Origin of the sequence: Antarcticibacterium sp. 1MA-6-2 (assembly GCF_021535135.1) — a bacterium.
Taxonomy (GTDB): Bacteria; Bacteroidota; Bacteroidia; order Flavobacteriales; family Flavobacteriaceae; genus Gillisia.
The window spans coordinates 1644155-1656485 of record NZ_CP091036.1 but is presented as its reverse complement, the minus strand read 5'-3'; the positions used below and the strand labels follow the sequence as shown (position 1 = coordinate 1656485).

The following is a 12331-nucleotide window of genomic DNA, read 5'->3' as shown; positions in this document are numbered from 1 at the left end:
TTTAGTTATTCAAAAATAACAAAGCTTTCTGAGTTATGGGAGAGGAAGTTGAAAAAGAGACAGGAAACCGGAAATAAGAAACAAGAATCAAGAATCAAGAGACAAGAATCAAGATTCAAGAATCAAGAGACAAGAATCAAGATTCAAGAATCAAGACATAAGAGAAGAGAGAAGAGAGAAGAGAGAAGAGAGAAGAGAGAAGAGAGAAGAGAAAATGAGCATAGAGAATATAAGAAAGATGCCGAAGAAAGAACCAGAACCTGAAACAACAATAGAATTTGAATTTACCATTTCGTATTTGGAATTTGGTACTTGGTACTTGGAATTTGGAATTTGGTACTTGGAATTTGAAATTTGGTACCTGGAATTTGTTATTTAAAGGTGCGCTTTCTCCCGACTCATTGTGCTGCCAATTTTTTGCTATTTTTACAAAAAAACCTTTTATGGCCATAAAACGACATGTTCCAAATTTCATAACGCTTTTGAATCTTATGAGTGGTGGTATCGCAGCCATCTTTGCAGTACAGGGAAATTTGATAATGGCAGCTGTCTTTGTTGGTCTCGGAATATTCTTCGATTTTTTTGACGGACTTGCAGCGCGGGCTCTTGATGTAAAGAGCGAAATGGGTCTGCAACTGGATTCTCTGGCCGATATGATCACCAGCGGACTCGTGCCGGGAATTGTGATGTATCAGTTATTGCTGAAAGCTCTGCCCGGCGATCTTATTACTTCTAAAGAATGGGCAGGTACTGGCACCTGGTGGGAATGGAATTTCCCAATCCTGGCCCTGATCGGACTTTTCATAACCGCTGCCTCCGGTTACCGACTGGCGAAATTCAACATAGACGAGCGTCAAACCGATTCTTTTATCGGTTTACCCACTCCCGCAAACGCACTTCTCATTTTAAGTCTGCCACTCATCCTGGCCTATCAGCCGCATCCCTGGGCAGTAGGTTTAATTCTGAATGAATGGTTTCTCATCATCCTCACCCTCGTAAGCTGTTATATGCTCAACGCTGAAATTCCGCTCTTCGCCTTAAAATTCTCTGACTGGTCGTTTGGAAAAAATAAGCTTAGGTATTCTTTCATAGCCTATTGTCTGCTGATGATCATCCTTTTTCAGTTCATTGCCATTCCAGTTATAATTTTGAGCTACGTGATTCTTTCTTTGCTTTTTCCTGCGGAAAGGGAGCAGGAGGAGGTTGTGAGAGGCTAATGGAGTGATTTCTTGTTCCCCTCCTTTGTCATTCTAAAACGCAGTGAAGAATCTCATGGTCCGATGGCAGAGGAAAGACAGTGGCAGATTAGTCGATCACTAGCCCCCAGTAGAAGAGGAGTAGAAGAGCGTGAATCCTCCCAAGAGATTCTTTCAGAACCCGCTCATCGCGGCTTCCTCAGAATGACAATGCGACTGTTTCCCTCCTTTTTGTTATTCTGAAACGAAGTGAAGAATCTCACCGCCCGATGTCAGAGGAAAGACAGTGGCAGATTAGTAGATCACTTACCCCCAGGAGAATTGTAGTAGAAGAGTGTGAATCCTCCCAAGAGATTCTTTCAGAATCCGCTTGTAGCGGCTTCCTCAGAATGACAATGCGACTGTTTCCCTCCTTTTTGTCATTCTGAAACGAAGTGAAGAATCTCAACGTCCGATGGCAGAGGAAAGACAGTGGCAGATTAGTAGATCACTAAGCCCCAGTAGAATTGGAGTAGAAGAGCCTGAATCCACCGCAAGAGATTCTTTCAGAATCCGCTTGTAGCGGCTTCTTCAGAATGACAATGCGACTGTTTCCCTCCTTTTGTCATTCTGAAACGAAGTGAAGAATCTCACCGTCCGATGGCAGAGGAAAGACAGTGGCAGATTAGTAGATCACTTACCCCCAATAGAATTGTAGTAGAAGAGCGTGTATCCTCCACAAGAGATTCTTTCAGAATCCGCTTGTAGCGGCTTCCTCAGGGGAGAATCTCACGGCCCGTCTGTATAGGAGGCACAGTGGCAGGTTTAACTCATCCCTGGCGCCCATTAAAAGAGACAGTTTTCCCTATTGTAATTTTCTTAAGGATCCCTTAATTTAAGAAAATGTTGAATAATGGCTATCATACCTACTACACTTATATTCTTACTAACAGGCACAAATCTGTTCTCTACACAGGTGTTACTAACAATTTAGCAAGGCGTCTTCAACAGCATAAAGAAGGTGCTGAGAAGAATAATAAAAGCTTTACTGCTAAATACAAATGTACATTTCTGATTCATTACGAGAAATACACCTGGATTCAGCAGGCAATAGCAAGAGAAAAGGAAATCAAGGGTTGGACCAGGAAAAAGAAGGAGGAGTTAATTAAGAGAAATAATCCCGAGTGGGAGTTTTTAAATCACCATTTTTCGATTCTACCATAAGAATTTGGATGTTTAATAGTAATTGGCCTCCAATAGAAGTGGAGTGGAACAGTGTGTATCCTCCGCAAGAGATTCTTTCAGAACCCGCTTGTAGCGGCTTCCTCAGAATGACAACTCGAGTGTTTCCCTCTTTTATCATTCTGAAACGCAGTGAAGAATCTCACGGCCCGTCTGTATAGGAGACACAGTGGCAGATTAGACGATCAACGGCCCCCAATAGAAGTGGAGTAGAACAGTGTGTATCCTCCGCAAGAGATTCTTTCAGAATCCGCTTGTAGCGGCTTCCTCAGAATGACAATGCGACTGTTTCCCTCCTTTTTGTCATTCTGAAACGAAGTGAAGAATCTCACCGTCCGATGGCAGAGGAAAGACAGTGGCAGATTAGTAGATCACCTGCCCCTCAGTAGAATTGTAGTAGAAGAGCGTGTATCCTCCACAAGAGATTCTTTCAGAATCCGCTTGTAGCGGCTTCTTCAGAATGACAATGCGACTGTTTCCCTCTTTTGTCATTCTGAGCGCAGAGGAGAATCTCACGGCCCGTCTGTATAGGAGGCACAGTGGCAGGTTTAACTCATCCCTGGCGCCCATTAAAAGAGTTAGTTTTCCCTATTGTAATCTTCTTAAAAATCCCTTAATTTAAGAAAATGTTGAATAATGGCTATCATACCTACTACACTTACATTCTTACTAACAGGCACAAATCTGTTCTCTACACAGGTGTTACTAACAATTTAGCAAGGCGTCTTCAACAGCATAAAGAAGGTGCTGAGAAGAATAATAAAACCTTTACTGCTAAATACAAATGTACTTTTCTGGTTCATTACGAGAAATACACCTGGATTCAGCAGGCAATAGCAAGAGAAAAGGAAATCAAGGGTTGGACCAGGAAAAAGAAGGAGGAGTTAATTAAGAGAAATAATCCCGAATGGGAGTTTTTAAATCACCACTTTTCGATTCTACCATAAGAATTTGGATGTTTAATAGTAATTGGCCCCCAGTAGAAGAGGAGTAGAACAGCGTGAATCCTCCCAAGAGATTCTTTCAGAACCCGCTTGTAGCGGCTTCCTCAGAATGACAACTCGAGTGTTTCCCTCTTTTGTCATTCTGAAACGTAGTGAAGAATCTCACCGCCCGTTTGTAAAGAAGGTACAGTGGCAGGTTTGAACGTCAACGGCCCCCAATAGAAGTAGAGTAGAACAGCGTGTGTCCTCCTCAAGAGATTCTTTCAGAATCCGCTCGTCGCGGCTTCCTCAGAGTGACAACTCGACTGTTTCCCTCTTTTGTCATTCTGAAACGAAGTGAAGAATTTCACCGCCCGTTTGTGAAGAAGGTACAGTGGCAGATTATACGATCACTTAGCCCCCAATAGAAGTGGAGTAGAACAGCGTGTATCCTCCTCAAGAGATTCTTTCAGAACCCGCTTGTAGCGGCTTCCTCAGAATGACAACTCGAGTGTTTCCCTCTTTTGTCATTCTGAAACGCAGTGAAGAATCTCACGGCCCATCTGTAAAGGAGACACAGTTGCAGATTAGACCATCACTTAGCCCGCAATAGAAGTGGAGTAGGAACAGCGGGTATCCTCCGCAAGAGATTCTTTCAGAACCCGCTTGTAGCGGCTTCCTCAGAATGACAAATGGGTTGTTTTCACCCTACTCAAAAAGTTTCTTCTTCCTTAACTCAAAATTCTGTCCCAGGTACACCTTTCTTACCATTTGATCTTCTGCCAGTTCCTCGGGAATTCCGTGTTTAAGGATGCTTCCTTCGAACATTAGGTAAGTTCTGTCGGTAATGGCGAGGGTTTCCTGCACGTTGTGGTCGGTAATGAGGATACCGATGTTTTTATTTTTGAGTTGGGCAACAATTCTTTGAATGTCCTCTACTGCAACCGGGTCGACACCTGCGAAGGGTTCATCCAGAAGGATAAAATGAGGATCGGTAGCCAGGGCTCGTGCAATCTCTGTACGGCGACGTTCTCCCCCGCTCAGTAAGTCTCCACGATTAGTCCGGATATGTTCTAATCCGAATTCTTCAATAAGAGATTCCATCTTGTCGATCCGTTCTTTTTTGGACAGTTTTGTGAGTTCCAGAACACTCATGATGTTGTCTTCAATACTCAGTTTCCGGAAAACCGAAGCTTCCTGCGCCAGATATCCAATTCCATATTGAGCACGCTTGTACATTGGAAATTTGGTAATATCTTCCTTATCCAGATATATCTTTCCGCCATTTGGCTTTATGAGACCAACGATCATATAAAAAGAAGTAGTTTTCCCGGCACCATTAGGTCCCAATAGTCCTACAATTTCCCCCTGGTTCACTTCCAGGGATATTCCCTTAACCACCTCACGGCCTTTATAGGATTTTATTAGATTTTCTGCGTAAAGTTTCATAGTTAGTGCTAAGATAAAATTTTTAGAATTAAATCAAGTGCTGTATTAAAATTCAAAATTGGAAATTTAAAAGTGGAGAGAGGAGAGTGGATAGTGGACAGTAATTGCTTAAAAAAAATTAAAATAAATTTTATTTCGACTTCAGGTAGCGTTGCAAGCTTCTTATCATTTTAAGAATTTCCAGCAACATAGCTCTCGCTTTTTTGTTTTCTTCATCTGTAATATATTTTCTTCGGAAAGCAATAGTGGTGCAGGTCACACATTCCCGTGCAGAATCTTCTGCTATTTGAAGGTAACGATGAAACTGGGAGTCCGTATCTCCCGATCCTTCAGCAGTATTTAACGCTATAGAAACAGAAGCCCTATTGAATTGTGAGCTTAATTCAAACCTTTCCTTAGCCGGAAATTTGGAAGTTAATTCATTAGCAAAATCTGTAAAATCCAATGCCTTCTGATATACCTTTAAATCCTCAAAATTAAATTTCACATCCTCCATAATATAAGATTCACTGTTCGTGTTTTTTCTTATCCTTCAAGCGTAGAATAGATACAGTTAATTCTTATCTAACCAGGAAATTAAGTCCCTGCTTTCCAATTTCCACCAAAATAATACGTGCCGAATTTCCCCTTTCTACTAAATGCGCCAGACTCTTCACATTTCACTAAACCACGTCTAACCTTTCCTCTTTCCACTTGCGTCTCTTCCCTAACATAAAACGCCAGACTTTTCACTCTCCACTTTCCTCTCTCCACTCCTTGAAGCAAAATCCATTTATCTAAAACAGATCATCCGGAAAACTAGGAATCTCCCTGCTCCTCAAGAGCATCCCAAAACTCATAAGCTCTCCTAAGGTGTGGAATCACAATTGTTCCTCCTACCAATGTTGCAATTCCGAGGGCTTCGGTGACTTCTTCCTTTGTTAATCCCTCTTTATAAGATGTCTCAAGGTGGTATTTAATACAGTCGTCGCAACGTAGCACTGTGGAGGCTACAAGGCCCAGTAATTCTTTTGTCTTTACATCCAAAGCACCTCCGGGGGCGTATGCGTTGGTGTCAAGATTAAAGATTCGTTTTATAATTTTATTATTATCGCTCAGGATCTTTTCATTCATCCTGGAACGGTATGAATTGAATTCTTCTACTTGGTTTTTCATAGCCTTATGGTTTTGTATTTAATTTCTTTGCTTCCCGTTTATAAACAATGACCGCAATTAAAATACTTACTTCATATAAAATTAGAATAGGTATTGCTACCACAATTTGGGATACCAAATCTGGAGGTGTAATTATTGCTGCGAGGATCAATACAATAATTAGGGCATATTTTCTATATTTTCTTAGGAACATAGGAGTTACAACCCCAACTTTTGTAAGGAAAAATATAATTATGGGAAGTTCAAAAAGCAATCCGCTCGCGATTACCGATGATCGTACGAGGCTTATGTAACTGCCTATATCAAATTCATTAAGAACTATAGAACTCACCTGGTAGGTTCCCAAAAAATTTATGGACAAAGGAGTCACTACATAATAACCAAATAAAACCCCTAAAAAGAAAAGGATAGAAGAGATGGCAATAAATCCGCGGGAAGTGTTTTTTTCATTTTCTTTCATAGCCGGAGCCACGAATTTCCAGAATTCATAGATTACATAAGGGAAAGCTATTACAAATCCTGCCGTTATGGAAACCCATATATGGGCTGAAAATTGTCCTCCCATTGTCCTGCTCTGGAGAGTGAATGGCAGCTCATCAAAGCAAAATCCACCATCTACTCCCATGAAGTTGGAGATCCTGCACAGTATATCATATGTCCAAAAATCTCCCTTACTGGGACCAAACAGAAGAACATCAAAAATAAATCCTTTTGCTAAAAACGCTATAGTTCCCGCTATGGCTATAGATAATGTTGCCCGTATTAAATGCCAGCGAAGATCTTCAAGGTGATCTAAAAACGACATCTCATCAGGAGCGGGTAATTTTTTTTGTGCCATTATAAAATTCCTTCCCGTATTAAATTATGAATGTGAACCACTCCGGCATACTGTTTATTGTCCAAAGCTATAAGCTGGGATATTTTATGCTCCTCAAGTTTGTCAAGCGCGTCAATTGCCATGGCGTCCTGTTGGATAGTTTTAGGATTTTTGCTCATTATATCTACAGCAGTAAGATGTTTAAACTCATCATTATTCCGCAGCATCCGGCGAATATCTCCATCGGTAACAATTCCTATAACCGTTTCATTTTCAATAACTGCAGTCACTCCAAGCATTTTTTCTGAAATCTCCACAATAACATCCCTCACATTAGTATCGGGAGAAACCTGTGGCTTTTGATTTTGTATAGTTATGTCGCTCACCCTTAAATATAATTTCTTGCCTAAAGCTCCTCCCGGATGATATTTTGCAAAATCCTTAGTAGAAAAGCCCCGGAGGTCCAGTAAACAAATAGCCAGAGCATCTCCTAAAACCAGTTGAGCAGTGGTGCTGGTGGTAGGTGCAAGGTTATGTGGGCAGGCTTCCTTCTCAACATACGCATTTAATATAAAATCAGACTGCTGACCCAGGAAAGAATCTTTGTTTCCGGTTATGGCAATGATCTTATTTTTAAAATTTTTGATGAGCGGGACCAATACCTTAATTTCAGGTGTGTTTCCGCTTTTGGAGATACAAATAACCACATCATCCTCCAGAATGCTTCCAAGGTCTCCGTGAATTGCATCTGCCGCGTGCATAAAAACTGCAGGGGTTCCTGTAGAATTTAAAGTAGCAACAATTTTACTTGCAATTATGGCGCTTTTCCCTATTCCTGTAATAATTACCCTACCTTTCGAGTTATAGATATATTGTACGGCTTCAGCAAACTCTGGAGTAAGAAGATTTTTTAAGTTCGCAATTGCTTCGGCTTCGATGGAAATAGTTTCTTTTGCTATAGAGAGAATTTTTTCTTCCAGTTTCAAATTTGTAAGCTTATGAATTGTGAATACTAAAGATTTATGTATCTTTAATTTTGTGCAAATGTATGTAAAATTGTAACACAATTGAATGGGTTCTACCGAAATAGATCTACACCAACAGCTTAAAAAGTACTTTGGCTTCAGCCAGTTCAAAGGCCTTCAGGAACAGGTGATTACAAGTATTGTAAAGGGGAATAATACGTTTGTTGTAATGCCTACCGGGGGTGGTAAATCGCTGTGTTATCAGCTTCCGGCACTTATCGAAGAAGGCACGGCCATAGTAGTCTCACCTCTTATTGCTCTAATGAAAAACCAGGTGGACGCCATCCGCGGAATTTCTTCGGAAACCGGGGTTGCACATGTTCTTAATTCCAGCCTTAATAAATCTGAAGTTAAGCAGGTAAAGGAGGATATCACCAATGGTGTTACCAAATTACTTTACGTAGCACCTGAATCTCTTACAAAAGAGGAAAACGTCGAATTTCTGCGCAGCGTAAAGATCTCTTTTCTGGCAGTAGATGAGGCGCATTGTATAAGTGAGTGGGGCCATGATTTTCGGCCGGAATACAGGAATTTACGTCACATCATCAAACGAATAGGAGACAATATTCCTATTATAGGGCTTACTGCCACAGCTACCCCAAAGGTTCAGGAGGATATTCTGAAGAACCTTGGGATCACCGATGCCAATACTTTCAAAGCAAGTTTTAATCCTAGCCCAATTTATACTACGAGATCCGGCCGAAGACGAAAAATGTTGATGCCGACATTATTCGGTTTGTAAAGCAGAATGCGGGAAAATCGGGAATTATCTATTGCCTTAGCCGTAAGAGGGTAGAGGAGCTGGCACAAACGCTTCAGGTAAATGGGATTTCAGCAGTTCCTTATCACGCTTGGTTTGGATGCCAAAACCCGGGTTAAGCATCAGGATATGTTTATCATGGAAGATGTGGATGTTGTGGTTGCGACTATTGCCTTCGGAATGGGAATTGACAAGCCGGATGTTAGATTTGTAATCCACCACGATATCCCGAAGAGTCTTGAAAGTTATTATCAGGAAACAGGACGCGCAGGGAGAGATGGCGGGGAAGGCCATTGCCTGGCGTTCTACAGTTATAAAGATATTGAGAAGCTGGAGAAATTTATGAGCGGCAAGCCTGTTGCAGAACAGGAAATAGGGCAGGCGCTGCTTCAGGAAGTTGTTGCATATGCCGAAACTTCCATCTCTCGAAGAAAATTTTTGCTGCATTACTTCGGTGAGGAATTTGACGACAAATTAGGTGAAGGCGCGAGCATGGATGATAATGTGCAAAATCCAAAGAAGAAGCACGAAGCAAAAGAAGATGTTGAATTGCTCCTGAGGACTGTTAAAGAAACTAACCAGATTTATAAGTCAAAAGATGTTGTCAATACGCTGGTAGGGAAATCCAATGCATTAATTCTTTCCCATAAGACCGATGAGCATAAACTCTTCGGAAAAGGGAAAGACAAAGATGGCAAATACTGGATGGCATTAATCAGGCAGGTGCTTGTTGCAGGATTTCTTCGGAAGGATATTGAAACCTATGGCGTTGTTCGTATTACTACCCGGGGTGAGGAATTTATAAATAATCCCCAGTCATTCATGATGACTGAAGATCACATCTTTGACAGTTCTACTGAAGGTGTAGTAACGGCGACAAAAGCTTCCGGAAACGAAGTGGATGAGCAGCTGGTCAAAATGCTGAAAGACCTTAGGAAGAAAGTGGCCAAGAAACAGGGAGTTCCGCCATTTGTGGTATTTCAGGATCCTTCAATTCAGGATATGGCCTTAAAATATCCTATGACCGTTGAAGAGCTTAGTAATATTCACGGAGTAGGAGAGGGAAAGGCAAAGAAATTCGGAAAGGATTTTGTTGACCTTATTGGCCGCTATGTAGAGGACAACGAAATTATCAGGCCAGATGACCTCGTAGTAAAAACTACCGGAGCCAACAGCGGACTCAAATTATACATTATTCAAAGTATTGACAGGAAGTTGCCTCTGGACGATATTGCCTCGGCAAAAGGAATGGAAATGCGGGAATTTATAAAGGAGATGGAAGCTATTGTATACTCAGGTACCAAACTTAACATTGGATACTGGCTGGATGACATCCTGGATGAAGATCAACAGGAAGAGATCCACGAATATTTCCTTGAAGCCGAAACTGACAAAATTGAAGATGCCCTGGATGAATTTGATGGTGACTATGATGATGAGGAATTAAGGCTCTATAGGATCAAGTTTATTAGTGAGGTGGCGAATTAAGGTTTTCGGTTGTAGGTTCTCAGTTATAGGTTGTAAGTTCTTAGTTAATAAATAGTGGAAAGAGGAGAGTGGAGAGAGGATAGTCTGTAGCGCAATTTTTTTTTTCACTTCGTTCAGGTTTAAAAGGTTGTGTCAGGTCGAGCGCAGTCGAGACCTCTGTCTTACCTCAGAGAGACATCTGTTATATGGATGTATTATACACCTCGCTTTCCTTCTGAAGAAACCGCTACTACCACGAATGCGAAAATTACAATTTGAGAAGTATTGTTGCAGCAGGCACTGTCTCTGTTGGCGGATCGGACGGGGAGATTCTTCACTTGGTTGAGAATGATAAAAGGCGATAACCAGCAACAAGAAATCCCAAAAAGGAACAACAAACATCCTAAATCTGATATCCCACAACAACTTTCCTACTCCCAAAAAAGTTTATCTTTGCATTATTAACTTAAAACCATTGAAATGCAAGACGGATTATATGCAAAATTTCATACTGAAAAAGGTGAAATTCTTGTAGCACTTGAATACGAAAAAACGCCGGGAACTGTTGGAAACTTTGTCGGTTTGGCCGAGGGTAATATTGAGAACAAAGCTATTCCGCAGGGGAAACCATACTATGACGGACTTAAATTTCACCGTGTGATCCCCGATTTTATGATTCAGGGAGGAGATCCTAAGGGAAATGGAACAGGAGGCCCCGGTTACAACTTTGAAGATGAAATTCATCCTGATTTGAAACACGATGCTCCGGGAAAACTTTCTATGGCAAATGCTTAGCCCCGGTACAAACGGAAGTCAGTTTTTTATTACTCACACCGCGACTCCATGGCTTGATGGGAAACATACAGTATTTGGTAATGTAGTGGAAGGACAGGATGTGGTAGACGCTATAAAGCAGGGAGATCGAATAGAAAAGGTTGAAATAATAAGGCAGGGAGATTCAGCTGAAAATTTTAAAGCAGTTGAAGAATTCAGATCTTTTAACGGAGCCAAAGCTGAAAGAGAAGCTGCAGCAAAAAAGCAACAGGACGAACTTTTGGGAAAAATGTCTGAAGGATTTGAAAAGACTTCCAGCGGACTTAGATATAAGATTGAGCAGAAAGGTGACGGAGCCAAAGCTGAAAAAGGTAAAACTGTTTCAGTTCACTATAAAGGAATGTTGAGTGACGGTACCGTGTTTGACTCTTCGTACAAAAGAAATGAACCTATAGATTTTGCTCTTGGAAAAGGACAGGTGATCTCCGGTTGGGATGAAGGAATTCAGATGCTAAGAGTAGGAGACCAGGCAAGATTTATCATTCCTTCTAATCTGGCATATGGAGAAAGAGGTGCAGGAGGGGTTATTCCTCCAAATGCTACTCTTATCTTTGATGTGGAGCTGGTAGCTGTGAAATAACGCCCACCCCAACTCTCAAGTGAAGGATATAATCGAAAAAAATAAACCTCACAGGTTTTTAAAACCTGTGAGGTTTTATATTTCTAATACTAATTAAATTAATTCTTTAGAACTGAGAAGATTATTCTCTAAATCCCTTCGGGAACATGTTTTTTGCTTCTTCGCCTGAATCGGAATTCCTGTTAAATGGTGGTTGAACCATTGCTGCTTCTGTTACTATCCGGTTGTGGAGTCATTCTCAAATATGGTTTTACTTCTTTAAATCCTTTTGGAAACATCCCTTTTGCATCTTCATTGGAAATTGACGGACTTATTACCACATCGTCTCCGCTTTTCCAGTTGGCAGGAGTAGCTACTTTATGGTGGGCAGTAAGTTGTAACGAATCAATTACCCTAAGCAGTTCTTCAAAATTTCTTCCTGTACTGGCTGGATAAGTGATCATTAATTTTATCGTTTTGTCCGGACCAACAACATATACCGATCTTACGGTCAAGGTATCGTTAGCATTTGGGTGGATCATATCATAAAGATTTGCGATCTCCTTACTCTCATCTGCAATAATTGGATAATTGACTGTTGTGTTTTGAGTCTCATTAATATCGTTGATCCAGCCTTTATGGGATTGAAGGCCGTCCACGCTTAGCGCCATCACCTTCACATTTCGTTTGGCAAATTCATCTTTATATTTTGCCGCTGCACCTAATTCAGTTGTACACACAGGGGTATAATCTGCCGGATGTGAAAATAGGATTCCCCAGCCGTCTCCCAGGTAATTGTAAAAATTGATTTTTCCTTCGGTTGTTTCAGCATCAAAATTTGGTGCTTTATCTCCTAATCTTAGACTCATAATTCGTAAAATTTAAATGAAACTAAAGTTACTGATTCCTGAGGTTTGGAGCGTTA

At 41.1% G+C, this 12331-nt stretch carries 10 protein-coding genes and 2 pseudogenes; 6 read left to right on the top strand and 6 right to left on the bottom strand.

Annotated elements, in window-relative coordinates:
- Positions 1 to 48 precede the first annotated feature (48 nt).
- The 4 genes from LZ575_RS08355 (at position 49) to LZ575_RS08340 (ending at position 3364) form a co-directional block, all read left to right on the top strand.
- Entirely contained in the window at positions 49 to 264 is a 216-nt protein-coding gene (locus LZ575_RS08355) for a hypothetical protein (protein ID WP_235330245.1), read from the top strand.
- Positions 265 to 443: 179 nt separating this feature from the next.
- Positions 444 to 1217, top strand: a complete 774-nt coding sequence (locus LZ575_RS08350; RefSeq protein WP_235330244.1) for a phosphatidylcholine/phosphatidylserine synthase — start codon at positions 444 to 446, stop codon at positions 1215 to 1217.
- A gap of 861 nt (positions 1218 to 2078) precedes the next feature.
- On the top strand, positions 2079 to 2399 hold the full coding sequence (locus tag LZ575_RS08345; protein ID WP_235330243.1) for a GIY-YIG nuclease family protein: 321 nt from the start codon (positions 2079 to 2081) through the stop codon (positions 2397 to 2399).
- Positions 2400 to 3043: 644 nt separating this feature from the next.
- Positions 3044 to 3364 carry a GIY-YIG nuclease family protein gene (locus tag LZ575_RS08340; RefSeq protein ID WP_235330242.1) on the top strand — a complete coding sequence of 107 codons (321 nt, stop codon included), beginning with the start codon at positions 3044 to 3046 and terminating at the stop codon, positions 3362 to 3364.
- A 684-nt stretch (positions 3365 to 4048) separates the two neighbouring features.
- On the opposite strand, the gene lptB is transcribed toward LZ575_RS08340, so the two are convergent.
- The 5 genes from lptB to LZ575_RS08315 form a co-directional block, all read right to left on the bottom strand.
- Positions 4049 to 4789, bottom strand: coding sequence for an LPS export ABC transporter ATP-binding protein (gene lptB, locus LZ575_RS08335; protein ID WP_235330241.1), 741 nt, complete (start codon positions 4787 to 4789; stop codon positions 4049 to 4051).
- A 130-nt stretch (positions 4790 to 4919) separates the two neighbouring features.
- Entirely contained in the window at positions 4920 to 5285 is a 366-nt protein-coding gene (locus LZ575_RS08330; protein ID WP_235330240.1) for a four helix bundle protein, read from the bottom strand.
- A 302-nt stretch (positions 5286 to 5587) separates the two neighbouring features.
- A complete protein-coding gene (locus LZ575_RS08325) occupies positions 5588 to 5944 on the bottom strand; it encodes a carboxymuconolactone decarboxylase family protein (protein WP_235330239.1) in 357 nt (118 codons plus the stop codon).
- 4 nt (positions 5945 to 5948) lie between these two features.
- A complete protein-coding gene (gene tatC, locus LZ575_RS08320) occupies positions 5949 to 6782 on the bottom strand; it encodes a twin-arginine translocase subunit TatC (protein ID WP_235330238.1) in 834 nt (277 codons plus the stop codon).
- Positions 6782 to 7747 carry an SIS domain-containing protein gene (locus tag LZ575_RS08315; protein ID WP_235330237.1) on the bottom strand — a complete coding sequence of 322 codons (966 nt, stop codon included), beginning with the start codon at positions 7745 to 7747 and terminating at the stop codon, positions 6782 to 6784. Before LZ575_RS08315 ends, tatC begins: the two co-directional genes overlap by 1 nt.
- Positions 7748 to 7832: 85 nt before the next feature.
- Here LZ575_RS08315 and LZ575_RS08310 point away from each other — a divergent pair.
- Both LZ575_RS08310 and LZ575_RS08305 read left to right on the top strand, forming a co-directional pair.
- Positions 7833 to 10034 (top strand): annotated as a pseudogene (locus tag LZ575_RS08310) (RecQ family ATP-dependent DNA helicase).
- A gap of 459 nt (positions 10035 to 10493) precedes the next feature.
- A pseudogene (locus LZ575_RS08305) lies at positions 10494 to 11427 on the top strand (peptidylprolyl isomerase).
- Between the two features lie 182 nt (positions 11428 to 11609).
- On the opposite strand, the gene LZ575_RS08300 reads toward LZ575_RS08305, so the two are convergent.
- On the bottom strand, positions 11610 to 12278 hold the full coding sequence (locus LZ575_RS08300; RefSeq protein WP_235330692.1) for a peroxiredoxin: 669 nt from the start codon (positions 12276 to 12278) through the stop codon (positions 11610 to 11612).
- Positions 12279 to 12331 lie beyond the last annotated feature (53 nt).

Excerpts from the sequence above, each read along its gene's own strand:
- LZ575_RS08350 (WP_235330244.1), top strand. The coding sequence starts at position 444 with ATGGCCATAAAACGACATGTTCCAAATTTCATAACGCTTTTGAATCTT.
- LZ575_RS08345 (WP_235330243.1), top strand. The coding sequence starts at position 2,079 with ATGTTGAATAATGGCTATCATACCTACTACACTTATATTCTTACTAAC.
- LZ575_RS08340 (WP_235330242.1), top strand. The coding sequence starts at position 3,044 with ATGTTGAATAATGGCTATCATACCTACTACACTTACATTCTTACTAAC.
- lptB (WP_235330241.1), bottom strand. The coding sequence starts at position 4,789 with ATGAAACTTTACGCAGAAAATCTAATAAAATCCTATAAAGGCCGTGAG.
- LZ575_RS08330 (WP_235330240.1), bottom strand. The coding sequence starts at position 5,285 with ATGGAGGATGTGAAATTTAATTTTGAGGATTTAAAGGTATATCAGAAG.
- LZ575_RS08325 (WP_235330239.1), bottom strand. The coding sequence starts at position 5,944 with ATGAAAAACCAAGTAGAAGAATTCAATTCATACCGTTCCAGGATGAAT.
- tatC (WP_235330238.1), bottom strand. The coding sequence starts at position 6,782 with ATGGCACAAAAAAAATTACCCGCTCCTGATGAGATGTCGTTTTTAGAT.